The organism is Sorangium sp. So ce381 (assembly GCF_051473845.1).
In the GTDB taxonomy this organism is placed as follows: domain Bacteria; phylum Myxococcota_A; class Polyangia; order Polyangiales; family Polyangiaceae; genus Sorangium; species Sorangium atrum.
The window spans coordinates 6,184,421-6,202,412 of record NZ_CP150336.1 but is presented as its reverse complement, the minus strand read 5'-3'; the positions used below and the strand labels follow the sequence as shown (position 1 = coordinate 6,202,412).

Annotated in this window: 12 protein-coding genes; 9 read left to right on the top strand and 3 right to left on the bottom strand. The window is 71.5% G+C overall.

The genetic code is table 11. The features are described 5' to 3' along the window. The first annotated feature begins 120 nt into the window (after positions 1–120). From nuoE to WMF29_RS22935, 8 genes are all read left to right on the top strand, one after another. Complete coding sequence (gene nuoE, locus WMF29_RS22970; protein ID WP_437330887.1) at positions 121–603, top strand: NADH-quinone oxidoreductase subunit NuoE; 483 nt, start codon at positions 121–123, stop codon at positions 601–603. Between the two features lie 4 nt (positions 604–607). Next, complete coding sequence (gene nuoF, locus WMF29_RS22965; protein ID WP_012236856.1) at positions 608–1,960, top strand: NADH-quinone oxidoreductase subunit NuoF; 1,353 nt, start codon at positions 608–610, stop codon at positions 1,958–1,960. After that, a complete protein-coding gene (locus WMF29_RS22960; protein WP_437330886.1) occupies positions 1,957–2,592 on the top strand; it encodes an NADH-quinone oxidoreductase subunit J family protein in 636 nt (211 codons plus the stop codon). Before nuoF ends, WMF29_RS22960 begins: the two co-directional genes overlap by 4 nt. Continuing rightward, positions 2,589–2,900: an NADH-quinone oxidoreductase subunit NuoK gene (gene nuoK / locus WMF29_RS22955; RefSeq protein WP_272093012.1), complete on the top strand. Its 312-nt coding sequence runs from the start codon at positions 2,589–2,591 to the stop codon at positions 2,898–2,900. Before WMF29_RS22960 ends, nuoK begins: the two co-directional genes overlap by 4 nt. 1 nt (position 2,901) lies before the next feature. Continuing rightward, a complete protein-coding gene (gene nuoL, locus WMF29_RS22950) occupies positions 2,902–5,466 on the top strand; it encodes an NADH-quinone oxidoreductase subunit L (protein ID WP_437330885.1) in 2,565 nt (854 codons plus the stop codon). Beyond that, positions 5,463–7,478: a complex I subunit 4 family protein gene (locus WMF29_RS22945; protein WP_437330884.1), complete on the top strand. Its 2,016-nt coding sequence runs from the start codon at positions 5,463–5,465 to the stop codon at positions 7,476–7,478. The genes nuoL and WMF29_RS22945 overlap by 4 nt, the downstream gene beginning before the upstream one ends. Continuing rightward, positions 7,475–9,001: an NADH-quinone oxidoreductase subunit N gene (locus WMF29_RS22940; RefSeq protein WP_437330883.1), complete on the top strand. Its 1,527-nt coding sequence runs from the start codon at positions 7,475–7,477 to the stop codon at positions 8,999–9,001. Before WMF29_RS22945 ends, WMF29_RS22940 begins: the two co-directional genes overlap by 4 nt. 310 nt (positions 9,002–9,311) lie before the next feature. Beyond that, on the top strand, positions 9,312–10,265 hold the full coding sequence (locus WMF29_RS22935) for a hypothetical protein (protein ID WP_437330882.1): 954 nt from the start codon (positions 9,312–9,314) through the stop codon (positions 10,263–10,265). Positions 10,266–10,300: 35 nt separating this feature from the next. On the opposite strand, the gene WMF29_RS22930 is transcribed toward WMF29_RS22935, so the two are convergent. Together WMF29_RS22930 and hisC are read right to left on the bottom strand one after the other, a co-directional pair. Continuing rightward, entirely contained in the window at positions 10,301–11,473 is a 1,173-nt protein-coding gene (locus WMF29_RS22930) for a tetratricopeptide repeat protein (RefSeq protein WP_437330881.1), read from the bottom strand. Beyond that, entirely contained in the window at positions 11,464–12,555 is a 1,092-nt protein-coding gene (gene hisC / locus WMF29_RS22925) for a histidinol-phosphate transaminase (RefSeq protein WP_437330880.1), read from the bottom strand. Before hisC ends, WMF29_RS22930 begins: the two co-directional genes overlap by 10 nt. A 310-nt stretch (positions 12,556–12,865) precedes the next feature. Between hisC and WMF29_RS22920 the strand changes: the two genes are divergently transcribed. Continuing rightward, entirely contained in the window at positions 12,866–13,804 is a 939-nt protein-coding gene (locus WMF29_RS22920) for a hypothetical protein (protein ID WP_437330879.1), read from the top strand. 15 nt (positions 13,805–13,819) lie between these two features. On the opposite strand, the gene WMF29_RS22915 is transcribed toward WMF29_RS22920, so the two are convergent. Further along, positions 13,820–17,971, bottom strand: a complete 4,152-nt coding sequence (locus tag WMF29_RS22915; protein ID WP_437330878.1) for a PAAR-like domain-containing protein — start codon at positions 17,969–17,971, stop codon at positions 13,820–13,822. Positions 17,972–17,992 lie beyond the last annotated feature (21 nt).

The following is a 17,992-nucleotide window of genomic DNA, read 5'->3' as shown; positions in this document are numbered from 1 at the left end:
TCTGCCGGGCGGACCCTCGTTGAAAGGGACCCGCGTTGCGGGGTCCCGACTGCATGTGGAAGCGGGCACGCCGCGAGCGCGGCGCGCCCAGGGAGCCAGCGGACCGTGCCAACAGCCGACATGACCGAACAATTTGCTCTGACCGCCGAGCGGCGAACCGAGTTCGAGAAGATCCTCGCGCGCTACCCGAACCGCCAGGCCGCGTGCATCCCCGTGCTCCACCTCTGCCAGGAACAGGAGGGGTGGGTCTCCGAGCGCGTGCTCCGCTGGGTCGCCGAGCAGCTCGGCCTCTCGGCGGCGCACGTCCAGGGGGTCGCGACCTTCTACACGCTCTTCAACAAGGAGCCCGTCGGCAAGCACCAGGTCTGGGTCTGCCGGACGCTGAGCTGCGCGCTGAACGGCGCGGACCAGGTGCTCCACCACTGCGAGAAGCGGCTCGGGATCCACGCCGGCGAGACCACGAAGGACGGGAGGATCACGCTGCGCACCGCAGAGTGCCTCGCCTCGTGCGGCACCGCCCCGATGATGCAGGTCGATCGCGACTACCACGAGGGCCTCACGCTCGAGAAGGTGGACGCGATCCTCGATCGGTTGACGAGGTGACGAGATGCTCCGGCTGACGCGCTATCTGACCAAGAACTACGACACGCCCGACGGCCACAAGCTCGCCGTCTACGAGAAGGGCGGCGGCTACCAGCAGGCGAAGCGCGCCCTCGGGATGACGCGCGAGGCGCTCGTCGAGGAGATGAAGGCGGCGAACATCCGCGGCCGCGGCGGCGCGGGCTTCGCGATGGGCGTGAAGTGGAGCTTCATGCCGTGGCCCCCGAAGCCCGAGCGGCCGCACTACCTCGTCATCAACGCGGACGAGGGCGAGCCCGGCACCTTCAAGGACCGCACCCTGATGGAGAAGAACCCCCACGCCGTCGTCGAGGGGTGCATCATCGGGTGCTTCGGGATCGGCGCCCACGCCGCGTACATCTACGTGCGCGACGAGCTGCACCTCTCGAAGGCGCGGCTCTGGGGCGCCATCGAGGAGGCGCGCGCGAAGGGCTACCTCGGCAAGCGCCCGTTCGGGATCGACTACCCCGTCGAGGTCTACGTCCACACCGGCGCCGGCGCCTACATCTGCGGCGAGGAGACGTCGCTGCTCAACTCGCTCGAGGGCAAGCGCGGCGAGCCGCGGCTCAAGCCGCCGTTCCCCGCCCAGTTCGGCGCGTTCGGGATGCCGACGACCGTGAACAACCTGGAGACGATCGCGGCCGTGCCCACGGCGCTCGAGCTCGGGGGGGAGAACTTCTCGAAGCTCTCCTCGCTGCACCACCTGAAGGACGGCGGCTGCCGGCTCTTCGGCGTGAGCGGCCACGTGAACAACCCCGGGATCTTCGAGGCGGCCGTCGGGGTCACGCTCCGCGACCTCATCTACGAGTACGGCGGCGGCGTGAAGCACGGGAAGCTCCTCGGGGTCATCCCGGGCGGCTCGTCGTGCCCGATCCTGCGCGCCGACGAGGTCGTCAACGCGCCGAGCGACAAGTCGCCGCTGCACCCGTGGCACGGCCAGAGCGTGCTCGACGTGCCGCTCGGCGTGGACACGTTCCGCGCGCTCGGGACGATGCTCGGGACCTGCTGCGCCATCGTGCTCAGCGACAAGGCGTGCCCCGTCCTCGCGATGCACAACCTGATGCGCTTCTACCGCCACGAGTCGTGCGGCCAGTGCACGCCGTGCCGCGAGGGCAGCGCGTGGATCCACCGGATCCTCGATCGCATCGTGCACGGCGAGGGGACGATCGAGGAGCTCGATCGGCTGCACGAGATCGCCGACAACATCATGGGCAACACCATCTGCGCCTTCGGCGAGGGCACGGCGATGCCCGCGCTCGGCTTCCTCCGGAAGTTCCGCAAGGAGTTCGAGGCGTACATCCAGACCAAGGGCCGCTCGTCGACAGGGGTGCTCACGCCGTGAAAATCTTCGAGTTCGCCTTCTTCGGGCTGGCGTCGCTGCTCGTCCTGCTCGGCGGCCTGGCCACGGTCGCGGCCAGGAACCCGATCCGCGGCGCGATGGGCCTGCTCACGTCGATCGTCGGCATCGCGGGGCTCTACCTGATGCTCTCGGCGGAGTTCCTCGCCGCGATCCAGATCCTCGTGTACGCGGGCGCGATCGTCATCCTCTTCCTCTTCGTGATCATGCTCCTCGGCCCGTCGGCGACGTCGCCGCGCGACGCCCGCACCGCGGTGCCGCGCTACGTCGGCGCCGGCGTCCTCGGGGCGAGCAGCATCGGCGCGCTCGCCCTGGTCGCGAGCGCGTCGAAGCCCGGGGTCGCGGCCATCCCGGCCGCCCCCGAGTCGCTCGGGACCATCGAGGCGCTCGGGCACGAGCTCTTCACGAAGGGGATCGTGCCGTTCGAGCTCTCGGGCGCGCTGCTCCTCGTCGCCGTGATCGGCGCCGTCGCCGTCGCCCGCGGCAAGCAGGTCGACCCGACGCTGCTGCCCGCCGGCGAAGGCTCGGACACCGCGTCGCCGGAGCCGGGCGATCAGGGGGCCGCGCAGCCGGGCGCCCTCGCGGGAACCCTGTCGGCGAAGGAGCCGCACTCATGATCTCCGTCCCCATCGAGTACTACCTCGTCGTCGCGGCGGTGCTGTTCGTGATCGGGTCGATCGGCTTCCTGCTGCGCAGGAACCTCCTGGTCCTCCTGATGAGCATCGAGCTGATGCTCAACGCCGTGAACCTCACGCTCGTCGCGTACAACCGCGTGCACCCGCACGATCACGCCGGGCAGATCTTCACCTTCTTCGTCATCGCCATCGCGGCGGCGGAAGCCGCAGTCGGTCTCGCGATCGTGCTCGCGTTCTACCGCATCCGGAAGACGATGCGCTCGGACGACGCCGATCTCCTGAGGAGTTAGCGTGGAAGCCCTGAGAGTCTTATTCCCCGCGTCCGAGTTCGCGCTGCTCGCGGTCATTCTCGGCCTGCCGGCGCTCGGCGCGTTCGTGAACGGCCTCTTCGGCAAGCGCCTCGGCAAGGACGCGGTCCGGCTGATGGCGCTCGCCGCGCTCGGCGGCGCCTTCCTGGCGGCCGTCACGACGTTCCTGATGCTGCCGCACGAGGGCGGCAAGCTCACCTGGACCGCCTGGCGCTGGTTCTCGATCACCGGCCGGATGGGCCAGTCGATCCCGATCGACGCAGCCTTCAGCGTCGACGGCCTGAGCGGGACGATGATCCTCGTCGTCACCGGCGTCGGCTTCCTCATCCACCTCTACTCGTCCGCGTACATGCGCGAGGACCCGGGGTACTACCGGTTCTTCGCGTACCTGAACCTGTTCATCTTCTCGATGCTCGTCCTGATCATGGGCGACAACCTCGCCGTCCTCTTCGTGGGATGGGAGGGCGTCGGCATGTGCAGCTACCTGCTCATCGGGTTCTGGTTCAAGGACGACAAGAACGCGAGCGCGGGCAAGAAGGCGTTCGTCGTGAACCGCATCGGCGACTTCGGCCTCCTCGTGGCGATGGCGATGCTCGCCTACTACACGGGCACGCTGAACTTCGACGGCATCGCGGCGAACGCGGGCAACCTGCTCTCCGCGGTGAAGATCTGGCCGATCGGCAACATGTCGGTCGACACCGTGCCCGGCTTCCTGAGCTTCCTCGTCCCGTCGCAGCCGGTGCTCGTCTACGCGGGGACGCTGGCCGCGCTCGCGCTGTTCCTCGGCTGCGCCGGCAAGAGCGCGCAGATCCCCCTCTACATCTGGCTGCCCGACGCGATGGCCGGCCCGACGCCGGTCTCCGCCCTGATCCACGCCGCGACGATGGTGACCGCGGGCGTCTACCTCGTGGCGCGGCTCTCGGCGGTGTTCGTGCTGTCGCCGTTCGCGATGGCGGTCGTCGCGGTGACCGGCGTGGCCACGGCGCTGTTCGCGGCCTCGATCGGGCTCTTCCAGAACGACCTGAAGAAGGTGCTCGCCTACTCCACGGTGAGCCAGCTCGGGTTCATGTTCATCGGCGTGGGCGTCGGCGCGTTCGCCGCCGGCTTCTTCCACGTCCTCACGCACGCCTTCTTCAAGGCCTGCCTCTTCCTCGGCGCCGGCTCGGTGATCCACGCGATGCACGCCCGCATCCACGACACCGACCAGTCCCAGGACATGCGCAACATGGGCGGCCTGAAGAACCACATGCCGCTGACGCGCTGGACCTTCCTCCTCGCGTGCCTCTCGATCGCGGGCTTCCCCGGGTTCGCCGGGTTCTGGTCGAAGGACGAGATCCTGTGGCGCGCCTTCTCCGGCCGGATCGAGTCGGTCTCGACGCGCGGGCAGCCGGTGTGGCAGTGGCCCGAGTGGCTCGGCCCGGCGATCTACTGGGTCGGCATCCTGGCCGCGACGATGACCGCCTTCTACATGTTCCGCGCGTACTTCCAGACGTTCCACGGCGAGTTCCGCGGCTGGACGATCGTGCGCGGCTGGAAGGACCCGCACCCGCACGGCCACCACGACGATCACCACGGGCACGCGCACGGCGAGAAGCTCGAGGGCCCGGAGCCGCACGAGTCGCCGCTGCCGATGACGATCCCGCTGATCGTGCTCGGGGCGCTGTCGGTCTTCGCCGGCTTCCTCATGGCGGAGCCGCTCGTGCACCTCACCCACAACCACGCGTTCGCGCCGCTCGCGCACCTGCTCGAGCCGGTCTTCTCGCTGACGGAGCGGGCGGTGACGGTGCGCGAGGGGGTGGAGGGGCTGCTCTTCCCGATGATGCTGCCCGGCGTCGCGGCGTGCTTCACCGGCATCGGCCTGGCGATGCTCGTGTACTGGAACAAGCGCGGCGAGCCCGAGCGGCGCTTCGCCGAGGGCTTCCCTGGGCTCTACCGGCTCATCTACGACAAGTGGCGGATCGACGAGCTCTACAACGCCACGGTGGTGGGCATGGTCGACGCGATCGCCGACATCTTCACGATGGCCGACAAGTGGATCATCGACGGCATCATCGCGAAGCTCTCGGCGGCGCTGGTCGGGTTCTTCGGCACGGTGCTGCGCGCGCTCCAGACGGGCCGCGTGCAGGTCTACGCCGCGTCGATGGTCGTCGGCCTCGCCGGCGTTGGCTGGTTCCTCGTCAAGCCGCACGCGGACGCGAACGTCGACGACGCGGAGCTGCGCCGGTCCGGCGAGGTGAGGCTCTCGGCGGCGCCGGGGCTCGGCTACCGGTACCGCTGGGAGGCGCCCGGCCTGCCGGCGCGCGAGTTCTCCGAGGCGACCGACGTCACGGTGAAGCTCGAGCCCGGCGAGACGAAGGACGTCGTCCTCCGCGTGCGGAACGCGTTCGACCGCGAGGCGACCGAGACCTTCTCGTTCTCCAGGCCGGCGAGCCGCAAGACCCCCGCGGGTCCGACCACCCTGCTGGGCCCGGACGTGCCCGCGCTGCCCCCGGGGGCGACCCCGGCGGAGCAGATCCATGACCTGATCAAGCCGAGAGGCCTGCAATGAGCGCGCTCGACCTCGTAACGCAGTACTGGCCGGCGCTCGCTGCCGGCGTCGTGGGGGCGATCCTCCCGCCGGGCGGCGGGCAGGGCGCCGCAGACGCCCACGCCGGCGATGATCACCACGACGGCCACGGTGACGACCACCATGGCGACGACCACCACGGCGACGAGCACGGCGAGGCCCACGCCGCCGCGGGGTACACCCCGTGGCAGCGGGTCGGCCTCGGGCTCATCGCGGCGCTCACGGTGCTCTTCGTGCAGTGGCTCTGGCCGTCAGGCGCCGCGGCGGAAGCGACGGGTACGACCGACGAGTGGCCGTCGCTGCTCAACGTGCTCATCGGGCTGCCCTTCGTTGGCGCCGCCGCGGTGCTGTTCGTGCCGCGGCAGCTGCTCTCGCTGCTCCGGGGCTTCACGCTGGCCGTGCTCGGCGCGGGCTTCCTCGCGTCGCTGTGGCTGCTCACCGTGCCGATGACCGTGGGCTGGCACTTCCAGTCGATCAAGGAGTGGATCCCGGCGCTGGGCATCCGGTGGCACGTCGCCATCGACGGCATCAGCCTCTGGCTCGTCCTGCTGACGACGTTCATCGCGCCCATCGCGGCGTACGCGTCGTTCGGCTCGATCAAGAACCGGATCAAGGAGCTCTGCTTCTGCCTCCTGTTCCTGCAGGGGGCGATGCTCGGCGCGTTCGTCGCGCTCGACCTGTTCCTGTTCTTCCTCTTCTGGGAGCTGATGCTGGTGCCGATGTTCGTGATGATCGGCATCTGGGGCGGCGTCGAGAAGATCAAGGCGGCGATCAAGCTCTTCGTCTACACGATGGCGGGCTCGATGCTGATGCTCGCGGGCATCGTGTACCTCGTGTGGGCGAACCAGAAGCTCACGGGCGCCTACACGTTCGACTACCTCGCGCTGTCGCGCGTGGTGCTGCCCCGGGGCGCGCAGATGCTCTGCTTCTGGGCGTTCTCGATCGCGTTCTTCATCAAGGTGCCGATGTGGCCGGTGCACACGTGGCTGCCGGACGCCCACGTGCAGGCGCCGACCGGCGGCTCGGTGATCCTGGCCGCGGTGATGCTGAAGATCGGGACGTACGCGTACCTGCGCTTCTCGATGGGCCTCTTCCCGGGCCCGGCCTCCAGCCTCGCGGCCAACCTGGCCGGCATCGCGATCCTCGGCGGGGTGATCTACGGCGCGCTGGTCGCCTGGAAGCAGTCCGACGTGAAGCGCCTCGTGGCGTACTCGTCGGTCGCCCACCTGGGCTACGTGATGCTCGGGCTCTTCGGCGTCACGCCGAGCGGGATCCAGGGCGCGGTGCTCCAGATGGTGAACCACGGCGTCTCCACCGGCGCGCTCTTCCTCCTCGTCGGCGTGATCTACGACCGCCGCCACACCCGGGAGGTCGCGGAGTTCGGCGGCCTCGCCAAGGTGATGCCCGCCTACGCGACGCTCTTCCTGATCGTGACGTTCGCCTCGGTCGGCGTGCCCGGCACGAACGGGTTCATCGGCGAGTTCATGATCATCATGGGGACCTACGCGTCCGAGCGCCTCGGGACGTTCAGCGGGATCCACACGATCGGCGCCGCGGCGGGCGTCATCCTCGCCGCCGTCTACATGCTGAGCGTGGTGCAGAAGATGTTCTTCGGGCCGCTCACGAACCCGAAGAACAAGCACCTGCCCGACGTGACGCCCCGCGAGGGGCTCGCGCTCGCGCCCCTGATCCTCATGATCTTCGTGATCGGCCTGTTCCCTGCGATCTTCCTCGATCGGATGAAGGAGTCGGTCCTGTCTACTTACAACCAGTTCAAGGTCGTCTCCGGGCAGGCGATCCTCTTCGCGGACGAACGGAACGCGAAGCTCCTGCCCGAGGACACGTTCTCCCCCGCCTTCCTGAAGGGGGCGCCCTCGGTGGGATCCGGTCAGGGCGCGGCGGGGGCGGATGAAGACGAGCAGGCTCGGCGCGATCGGGGCGCGCGCCGAGGAGACGGCGCGCTCGCGGCGCGCGCGGAGGAGGCGGCGCGATGATCCTCGGACCGTACATCGCGGTATCGCCGCTCATCGTCGTCTCGCTCGGCGGCGCGCTGCTGATGCTCGCGGAGGCGTTCTCGCACCGCCGCGAGGAGTCGCACGATCGCCGCTCCGGCCCCTCGTCCGACATGGCGCTCGGGACCGCGATCACGCTCCTCGCCGGGGCGGTGTTCTCGGGCGCTGTCGGGTTCGTCGGCCCCGAGACGCTGGAGGGGTTCGACTCGCTCGCCCCGTACCTGGTCATGGACCGGTTCACGCTGTTCTTCTCCTTCGTGCTCTGCCTGGGCGGCGCGCTCGCGGCGCTGCTCGCCGGGGGGTACCTCCCGGAGCACCGGCTCGACCGCGGGGAGTTCTACCCGCTGCTGACCTTCTCGACGATCGGGGCGATCATCCTCGCCGGCGCGGGGGATCTGCTGACGCTCTTCCTCGGCCTGGAGACGATGTCGCTCGGCGCGTACGCGCTGACCGGGTTCCGCAGGACGTCGCCGCGGAGCACCGAGGCGGCGATCAAGTACTTCCTGCTCGGCTCGTTCGCGGCCGCGCTGCTGCTGTACGGCGGCGCGCTGATCTACGGGGCGACGGGGCACACCGACCTCGCGGGGATCGGCGAGGCCATCGCGGGCGCGAAGGGGGCCGCGGCGCCGAACCCGGCGCTGCTGCTCATCGGGGCGGCGCTGATGCTCGTCGGGCTCGCGTTCAAGGTGAGCGCGGTGCCGTTCCACATGTGGACGCCGGACGCGTACGAGGGCGCCCCGACGCCGGCCACGACGTTCATGGCGGTCGCCGTGAAGGGCGCGGCGTTCGCGACGCTCCTGCGGGTGCTGCTCGGGGCGTTCGGCAGCCCGGCGCTCTCGTCGTGGGCCGCGGGCTGGCCGCCGGCCGTGGCGGTGATGGCGCTGCTCACGATGACGGTCGCGAACCTGATCGCGGGCCGGCAGGAGTCGGTGAAGCGGATGCTCGCGTACTCGAGCATCGCGCACGCCGGGTACCTGCTCGTGGGCGTGGCGGCGACGGTGCGGGCGAGCGAGGACGCGCAGGCGAGCGTGATGTTCTACCTGCTCGCCTACACGGTCTCGACGGTCGGCGCCTTCGGGACGCTCATCCTCTGCGGCAGCCGCGGGGCCGAGGCGGTGAGCTACGAGGACCTCTCCGGGATCGGCAAGCGGCACCCGGTGGCGGCGCTCGCGTTCTCGCTCTTCCTGCTGTCGCTGGCCGGGGTGCCGCCGACGGCGGGCTTCTTCGGCAAGCTCTACATCGTCAAGGCGGCGATGGGCGCGGAGCTGTACACGCTGTCCGTGGCGCTGCTGCTCAACAGCGTGCTGTCGGCGTACTACTACCTGCGGGTGCTCGTTTACATGTACATGCGCGAGCCGGCGCCGGGCGCTCCGATCGCGCGGCCGATGCGCTCGGGCTACGTCAACGCGGCCCTGGTGGTGTCCGCGGTGCTCGTGATGGTCCTCGGCATCTGGCCGACGACCTCGCTCGGGATCGCAGTACGCGCGGTCCTCGCCTCCCGCTAGAGCAGGGGTCCACCCGCTTCGGATACGGGCCCACCTCGACGTTTTCGGTGCTCGGCGTACGGGAGTACGCCTGCGCGCCGAAAACGCCGATCTGGGCCCGTCTCCTGTGCGGGTGAACCCCCGCTCGGCAACGCGGGTGCTGGCCTGAGAAGAGCGCTGCCAACTCGTATGGCAACGGGGCGCCGGCGCTCGTGGCGCTCGCAGTTCGTTCGGCGGTGAAACCGCGGTGCTGCGCGGGGCGCGCGAGTTGCTAGAGTCGGCGCCGATGCGAACCGGCGAGAAGCTGCAGAGAAGAGCGGGCGATGAGAGAATGCGAGCGGCGTGCGTCGCGCTGCTCGGGGCGCTCGGGTGTCAGGGAGGGAACGCGAGCGGCGGCGCGACCGCAGGGAGCGCGACACCGGCGGGGAGCGCGGCGCCGGTGGCCGCGGGGAGCGCAGCGCCGGCGGCCGCGGGGGCCGCGGCGGCGGCGGGGAGCGCGAGCGCCGGCGCTGCGGGGAGCGCGCAGGCCGGGGCGGGCGCGGCGCACGAGATCTCGCTGACCTCCGAGGACGTCGCGAAGGTGATGAACCCGAAGCGACAGGCGCCGTACAGCGGGCCCACGGGGACGCTGAAAGGACGCGTCACCATCAAGGGCGACCCGCCGCCCGATACAGGGCTCAGCTTTCCGATCGGCAAGTGCGGCGAGGCCGCCGCGACCTACGGGCGGCTGTTCCGCGTGGGACAGCAGAACGGGGTCGCCGACGCGCTCGTCACCGTCGTCAACTACAGCGGCTACGTGCCGGAGCGCGAAGAGGCGGAGAAGGTGACCATCCACGGGTGCGCGTTCTCGAAGCGGACCGTGGTCATGTCCTATGGACAGCGGCTCGAGGTCGCGAACCTCGATCCCCTGGAGCCGTACATGCCGAACCTCGAGGGAGCCCCCTTCATGGCGGTCCTCGTCGCCGTGCCCCAGGGCGATCCGGTGAAGTTCTACCCGCCGCAGCCAGGCTACTACCACCTCGTGGACAAGCTGCCGAAGCCGTTCCTCAAGGCCGAGGTCTTCGTGCTCAAGTTCGCGACACACGACGTGACCGGGCTCGACGGCAAGTTCGAGATCAAGGACATCCCCGTGGGCAAGGTGCTCACCGCCGCCCTGCTGCCGGCCATCGATCAGGACGTGAAGAGGGAGATCGAGATCAAGGAGGGCGATAACACGCTCGATTTCGAGCTCAACTTCGACCTCAAGAAGTACAACGAGAAGCCGCACACCAAGCCCTCGCCTTAGTTACACGGCGGGGGCACGCGCCCCCGCCGCCACGATCAAGGCGCGCTGCTCGCGAGCTCTCGGTGGACGCGCCGCTCGACCTCCTGCGACAGCGTGTCCGGGGCGCCGAGCGCGGGGGGCGGCGGGCCGAGCCAGGTGAGCGCGGCGTCGCGGCCCACGCGGCGGAAGAGCAGCTCGGCGAAGAGGAGACGGGCGAGCCGCGAGGGGGCCACCGTGGGGCCGCCCGCCGCCGTGGACAGGTCGAGGGCGTCGCAGGCCCGGGTCAGCGCGTCGAGATCGCCGCTCAGATCGGCCGCCACAGCGAGCGCCACGAGCGCCGAGGCGCTCGCCGGATCGGCCGCCGAGACGAGCTCGGCCTGCTCGCGGGCCTCGCCGAGGCGGCCCAGCGCGGCCGCGCGCACCGCGACCTCGGCGGGCGTCAGATCCGCGTCGCGCGCCAGGCGGCGGGCGCGGCGCAGCTGGCCCAGGACGAGCGCCTCGTCGACCTCGGCCAGCTGCCCGTCCGACGACACCCGCCGCCCCGGGACGGCTGCCCCCGGCGCAACCAGCTCCCTCAGGCGACGCACAGCCTGCTCGGCCACCGCGCGATCGCCCGCCTCGACGGCCGCCGCGTGCAGCGCGCGCCACGCCTCCGTCGACCACGGGCGCCGCACCACGAGCGCCCGCAAGGCGAGGCGCGCGTCGCCCGTTCGGCCCAGGCGCCGCAGGATCTCGGCCCGGAGCAGGGCGCCGTCGTCACGATCCGGATCGAGCAAGATCGCCCGATCGATCCGCCCGAGCGCCGCCTCGAGCCGCCCCGCGGAGAGATCGCAGCGCGCCTGCTCGCGGTAGGCCGGCTCGTAGTCGGGCTCGATCGCGCGGGCGCGCTCGAAGGCGGCGCCCGCCGCCTCCCCGCGCCCGAGCCGGCAGCGCACGGACCCGATACGGGTCCAGATGTCCGCGCTGTCGGGGTCTCCGTCCTCCGCCAGCTCGTACGCCTCCAGCGCCGTCGTGAGATCGCCGCGCGCCTCGGCCTCGGCGCCGATCGCGTACAGCGCATAGGCTTGCGCCGCGATGGAACGACCCTCGATGATCTGGCCGTCGATCGAGCGCGCAACCCGGGGCGCGCCGCAGCCGGCGATGGACGTGAGCGCCGCGAGCGACGCGATCGCTGCGAGGAACACACGCGGCGCGCGCCGCGCGGCGGAGGGCGGCACGGCTACGCGCACGCGGCTATCTCGGCGAGGAGGCGATCGTTCTCCTCCGGGAGGCCGACGGTGATGCGGAGCCGGTGCGCGAGGCGTCCGCCCGCCGCGTGGAAGCTGCGCACGAGGACGCCGCGCGCGGCGAGCGCGTCGAAGACCTCGCCGGCAGGGCGGCGCGTGCCGATCCAGAGGAAGTTGGCGTGGCTCGGCGCGACCGCGAGGCCGAGCTCGGCGAGCCCGGCCGCGAGGCGCTCGCGCTCGGCCTTCACGGCGGCGGCGGCGCGGCGGAGCTCGCCGCCGAGCTCTCGCAGGGCGAAGGCGGCCGCGCGCTGCGACGGGGTGGGCAGGTTGTAGGGCTGGCGGACCTTGTCGAGCTCGGCCACGAGCTCCCGGGCGCCGATGAGCCAGCCGATCCGCAGCGACGCGAGGCCGATCTTCGAGAGCGTCCGCAGCACGGCGACGTTCGGGTGCTTGCGCAGGAGGGCGAGCTGGTCGCGCGGGGCGAAGTCGATGTACGCCTCGTCGACGATCACGAGGGCGTCCCTCGCCGCGGCGACGACCGCCTCGAGCCGGTCCTCCGACATGAGCGCGCCCGTCGGGTTGTTCGGCGAGGCGATGAAGACGACGTTGGGGCGCGCGAAATCGACGGCGCGCGCGAGGCCCGCCACGTCGAGATCCCAGCCGGCGTCGAGCGGGACCTCGACGACGCGCATCCCGCGCGCGCGCGCGCTCAGCTTGTACATGACGAAGGTGGGGCTGACCGTGACGACGCTCGGCGCGTCCGCGCCCTGCCGCGGGCGGCTGAGCGCGGTGAGCACGATCGAGATCACCTCGTCGGAGCCGACGCCGGCCACGATCTCGTCGGGATCGGCGCCGCAGTGGGCGGCGATGGCCTCGCGGAGATCGAGGGCGCGCGCGTCGGGGTAGCGGCCCCAGTCCTCGGGCGCCGCAGCCCGCGCGAGGGCCGCCCGCGCCTCGGCCGAGAGCAACGGCGGGCTCTCGTTCGCGTCGAGGCGCACGGGGAAGTGCCCTGCGACCGGGGTGTAGGCGTGGAGCTCGGCGAGCTCCGGACGAAGCAGCGCAGGGAGGAAGTCGGGCAGCGGCATGGCTTGGTCCACGATCGTCGCGGGCGCGGCGATGAGAGAGGAGGAGAGCGGTATACTACCCGCGCCGGACCGGGAACACCTCGCCGTGCGCGTTTTCGGGGCGGCGGTGCGGCCGTGGTTCGCCGAGCGCTCCGGCGCTGCGGTCGCGGTTCGCCGAGCGCTCCGGCCGCGCGGCGGCGGGCACGAGGTCAGCTTTGCCGTCGGTGGCGCCGCAGGTATAGAGCGTCCATCTCAGCGCGCTCCGGAGATGTGCACGAAAGCGGGGAGCATCGCCGATGGATATGACGCGTTCTCAGGACGAGGTGACCCCATGCCCGTGGTGAGCCCTGCGACCGTACTCGTGCCGTCGCTGTCCTCTCCTCTCCCTGAAGGCCTGAACCTGATCTTCTCCCCGGATTTCCCTCTGGAGGAGCGAGGGGGCAAGGCGGTCGCCGTGCCGAACGCCGTCGATGCGCCGTGGTTGGTCACGCGCGTCGGCAGGGCAGATGAAGCGCTCCGGGACGTGGCGCAGGAGATCGCGCGCCGGTTCGGCCCGATCTCGGACGGCGCGCTGCCGGAGAGCGCGCCCGGCGACGCCCTCGGAGCGTACGCGTTCTCGTTCGTGCGCCCGTCGTTCGTGTCGCCCTTCGCCAGCCAGCGTGAGGGGGTCTTCTTCGGCGAGCGTGTCGTGCCGGTCTTCGGGCTCTGGAAGGACGTCGACGACGTGACGTGGTCCAGGGCCGCGGCGCAGCTCCGGATACATCACTACCGGGACCTGGATGATTTCATGATCGAGATCGAGGCCAAGGGCGATGAGCGTGTCGTGATCGCGCGATGCCCGCGCCCTGAGACGCTCGGGGCGGCTGTCGCGGAGGTCGTCGCGTCAGCGCGGAGGTCGCGGAGCTGGCGCGGCCGATGGTTCGGCGCGAAGCCGTTCGACCGGAACTGCGCGCTAAGGATTCCCCCCCTCGACCTGTGCGCGATCCGTGTCCAGGAGGAGCTCATCGGCAAGCCGCTCGCTGGCGGGGATGGTTCCTCGATCGGCGACGCCCGCCATGCCGTCCGCTTTCGCCTCGGCTGGGACGCGCTCCCGCCGAGCGAGCCCGGGCCGATCACCCTCGGGCGCGGCGATATGTACGAGCGCCCCTTCGTCTGCAACGGCCCGTTCCTCGTCGTCGTCCTGGGCGCGTCGCCGCAGGACGAGGTGCGGCTCGCAGCCTGGATCGAGGCGCCGGAGGCGCTGGAGGGCGCAACCCCCGACGCACCTTGAGCGGCAGGGCGCCCGTCACTGCCCGAACGTGTACCAGCGCGGCTTGATGTCCTTGATCAGGTGCCCGCCGCCGCTGACGTGCAGGCCACCCGGGGCGTTGCCGGACCCGAGTCCCGTCGGCATTCCGCTGACAAGGCCGGAGGCGCCCGCGTTGCCCATCGCCCCGGCGGAGGCCACGCCGGGGACGCCCTTCGCTGTCGCGCCGGACGTGGTCGCTCCGGTCCGGTCCGCGACCGCCTGGGCGACGCTGCGGCCCATGAAGTTCGGCTTCGTCCCGCCGTTGCACGTGACGACCTCGACGCGCGCTCCGGGCATCTTCCCGTTGAACCCGGCGGCGTTCAGCTTGTCCGCGAGCTGCGCCCCCGAGATCTTCTTCCCCGCCCACTCGACGCTGCCCGGCCAGCCGTGGGTGTCGACGACGACATCGGTCTCCCCCTTGAGGCTGCCAGGCACGACCTGGTTCGGCTTGAGGATCGTCGCGCCCGGGTACTTCGCCGCGTACTGCGAGTAGTAGGCGTTGTGGAGCTTGGGATCGTTCGAGGCCGTGATGATCGTGAGCAGCCCGAGCGGGTCGATGAAGAGCGTCGGGTTCGGGACGAAGCCGATCTCCTGCAGCGAGCCCGAGACGCCGATGGGATCCGGCGAGATGAACACGCGCAGGTCGGGCGCGTAGTAGCGGTACCGGTTGTAGTGCAGGCCGGTGAGCTCGTCGGCGCGCTGCCCGGCGAAGCGGAGCGCGCCCGGCTCGCCGCGCTCGTGGGCGACCTCGCCCCAGGTGGTCAGGTCGATCTCGGTGATCTCGCCGGCCGCGTCGAGGGTGAGCCACGGCGTCCCCGCGGCGTCGGTCGCCACGAGGCGGAAGCCCGCGCCGCCCTGCGACTCGAGCAGCGGCGTGTGACCTGACGCGTCGAAGACACGGCGCGTGACCTGCCCGCCCGAGGCGCGCTCCTCGACGATGCTGTCGCCGTCCCAGCCGAACCACGTGCTCCCCTGGCCGACGATCTCGGCCACGCGGCGGCCGAGCGCGTCGTAGATGTACTGGACCTTCAGCCCGTCGCCGCGCACGGCCTCGGTCAGGCGATCGTTCTCGTCGAAGGCGTACCGCCACGTGCGCTGCGGATCGGGCGCGTCCCGGCCCGAGAGCCGGCCAAGGCGATCCCAGGTCAGGACCTGGTCGCCCGCCGCGCGCGGCCGTCCGCCGGCGCCGACCGATCCTTCGCCGCGCGCGATCGCCGTGCCGTGCGGCGAGTAGGAGAACGCCTCGGTCGCGCCGAGCCCGCGCACGTCCACGGGCCGCCCGTGCGCGTCGAGCTCGTAGCGGCGCTCGCCGCGCTCGCTGTCGATCACGGAGGCCAGCGCCCCGGTCGGGTGCCAGCGGTAGGCGCGGGACCGGACGACCTCGCCCGGCGCGCCCTCCACCTGGATCTCCAGGGGGAAGCCCTCGGCGTTGCGCCGGGTCAGGATGGCGCCGGCGCCGCCGTCGCGCCGGCGGGCGCGCTCGCCGTCCTGCTCGTCGCGCTCGAAGACGAAGCGCTCGGCGGCGTCCGGATGGCCGACGCCCATCGCAGCGACCCGCCCGTACGTGTCGTGCTCCAGCGTCACGCGCCAGCCGGTCGAGTACCGGCGCGCCACGAGCTGGCCGCCCTCGTCGTAGTCGTAGCTCGTGACGAACTTGAAGCCGCCGCACGTCTGCGTGTCCCGCAGGATCGCGCCGCGCTCGTCGTACGCGAGCTCCGTCGTGCAGGCGCCGTTCGTCGCGCGCGCGACGCGCCCCAGGGCGTCGTACTCGAAGCGCTCCACGAGGCCCGACGAGTACTCCCGCGCGACGACGTTGCCCGCGCCGTCGCGCGAGAGCCGCACGATCGACTCGTCGGGGCGGAGGATCGACACGAGCCGGTCCGCGCCGTCGTACTCGTAGCGGTACTGGAGCCCCGTGAACGTCGTCTCGCGGACGAGGTTGCCGGCGGCGTCGTACTCGAACGAGCGCCGCTCGCCCGCGGCGTTCTGCATCCAGCTCAGCCGGAGGAGCGCGTCGTAGCCCATGGTCCAGCGCGAGCCGTCCGGCAGCACCTGCTCGACGAGCGCGCTGGCCACGTAGCGGTACTGCGCGCGGCCGCCGCCGGGGTACGAGGTCGCCGTGCACAGCCCGAGCCCGTCGAAGGCGCGCTCGGTGCGCTGCCCGCTCGGCCCCACGGCGCTGACGATGTTGCCCGAGGAGTCGACCTCGAGCGACGTCACCGCGCCGCCGGGCGACTGGATGCGCACGGGCATGCCGAGGAGATCGTAGACGTAGGTCCACACGCGCTCCCCCTGCGCGTACCGGACGAGGTTGCCGTGCGCGTCGTACTCGAGCGTGTCGACGAGGCCGCTCGGGTACGTGATCTTCGTGTTCTTGCCGCGCGCGTCGTACTCGGCCGTCGTCTTGCCGCGCGCGTCCTCGATCTCGACGACGCGCCCCCGGCTGCGCCGCACGGTGGAGCGGTGGCCGTTCGGGGCGATGGTGGTGACGCCCTGTTGCTCTTCGTCCGTCTGGTACCGGACCGTGCCGCCGCCGTCGCTGATGGAGATCAGCTGCCCGGCGAGATCGTGGCGGCGCCGCTGCGTGGTCCCGGCGCCGTCGGTGACGGCGATGAGGCGCCCGACCCCGTCGTACGTGAACAGCATGGCGTAGCCGCGCGGGTCGACGTAGCGCTCGACGAGGCCCAGCGCGTTGCCCTGGTAGCGATGGACGTGGCCGAGCGCGTCCGTCACCGTCGTCTGGTGAGGCTCGGGCCCGTACGCGACGCGCGTGTGGAAGATGCCGCGGGGGCCGCCGGCCACGTGCGCTTCGGGGGCGCCGAGCGCGGCGAGGAGGTCGCCGCCGGGCAGCTCGCCCCAGGTCTCGACGCAGCGCCGCTCGCCGCCCACGTCCTGGTACACGAAATGGAAGACGACGCCGTCGGGGCGCGTCTCCGAGCGCAGGTAGTGCTCGTCGTCGTAGCTGAACCGGGTCTCCGCGCCGCCCACGTCGATGACCCGGACGAGGTCGCCCCGCCCGTCGAGCTCGTAGGTCACGAGGCGCCGGCGATGCTCGTTGCCGCCTTCGTCGGCGACCGCGACGGACCAGATGCGCAGGTTCCCGTCGCGGGAGACCTCCGCGCGGCGGCCGACCGAGTCCGTGATGGCCACGACCTCGTCCTGATCCCAGTCGATCGTGGCCCTGTTGCCGAAGGCGTCGCGCAGCTCCGAGAGCGCGTACGCCCGCGGATCGGCGGTGGGCCGGAGGACCCGCGCGAGATCGTCGTCCAGATCGACGACGATCGCGTCCCCGTCGAGGTGCACCTTCCGGCCGTGGGGGAGCAGCAGCGTTTCACCGGCCGCGGGCAGCCGCATCTCGGTGCGGCGCTGCTGGTCGTCGACGAGGACGAGGCGATCGCCGTTGCGCTCGGCGCGCCAGGCGAGGCCGTGCGACCAGCCCCACCCGAGGCCGCAGCGGTGGCGCACGGCCGAGGTGCTGTAGGTGCGGATCCACTGGACCCAGAGGAACCCGGTGAGCGTGAAGTCGGCTGACGGGATCGTGAACAGCGTCCCGGTCACGACATCGATGGGGTGGCCCGCGGCCGCCTGGCCCTCCGCGCCCGGCGGCGCAGGCGGGCTCGGCGGCCCGGCGCCGCCGTTGCCCCCGCCGCCGCCCCCGCCGCCGTTGCCGCCGCCTTGCGGGCTGCCGCCGCCCGGGCCCCCGGCGCCGCCGCCGCCGCCCCCGCCACCGCCGCCGCCCCCGCCTGCGCCGCTCGCGTTGGCGCCGGCGCCGACGGTGATGCTCTTGTTCATCTGGCCCATGCTGCCGGTGATGCCGGCCATGCCGAGCTCGATGATGACGTTCGGCGCGCCGAGCCACGGGAAGCAAGGCCCGCCGGTGTTGAGGCTGACCACCTCCTTCAGCGTGCCGGGCTCGTTGCCGTGACACGCCTTCATGCAGCCGCCGACCGTGAGGATCTTCGCGCCCTCGATCTTCGTGCGCATGCACGGGTCGATGATCCCCTCCGAGACCGTGCCCATGGTGGGGTAGGGGATGGGCAACGGGCTGGGCGCGGCCGGGGTCAGACACACGCTCACCGCCAACCCGGTCATCTGGTGACCGGACTTCTCGGTGATGGTGTCCATGTGGAGGGCGGTGACCTTTCCCATGGTGACAGGATGGTCCCATGG

What these genes read in the sequence shown, in the direction of transcription:
- WMF29_RS22920 (WP_437330879.1), top strand. Translation starts at nt 12,866, where the DNA reads ATGCCCGTGGTGAGCCCTGCGACCGTACTCGTGCCGTCGCTGTCCTCT.
- hisC (WP_437330880.1), bottom strand. Translation starts at nt 12,555, where the DNA reads ATGCCGCTGCCCGACTTCCTCCCTGCGCTGCTTCGTCCGGAGCTCGCC.
- WMF29_RS22945 (WP_437330884.1), top strand. Translation starts at nt 5,463, where the DNA reads ATGAGCGCGCTCGACCTCGTAACGCAGTACTGGCCGGCGCTCGCTGCC.
- nuoK (WP_272093012.1), top strand. Translation starts at nt 2,589, where the DNA reads ATGATCTCCGTCCCCATCGAGTACTACCTCGTCGTCGCGGCGGTGCTG.
- WMF29_RS22935 (WP_437330882.1), top strand. Translation starts at nt 9,312, where the DNA reads ATGCGAGCGGCGTGCGTCGCGCTGCTCGGGGCGCTCGGGTGTCAGGGA.
- WMF29_RS22915 (WP_437330878.1), bottom strand. Translation starts at nt 17,971, where the DNA reads ATGGGAAAGGTCACCGCCCTCCACATGGACACCATCACCGAGAAGTCC.
- nuoF (WP_012236856.1), top strand. Translation starts at nt 608, where the DNA reads ATGCTCCGGCTGACGCGCTATCTGACCAAGAACTACGACACGCCCGAC.
- WMF29_RS22940 (WP_437330883.1), top strand. Translation starts at nt 7,475, where the DNA reads ATGATCCTCGGACCGTACATCGCGGTATCGCCGCTCATCGTCGTCTCG.
- nuoE (WP_437330887.1), top strand. Translation starts at nt 121, where the DNA reads ATGACCGAACAATTTGCTCTGACCGCCGAGCGGCGAACCGAGTTCGAG.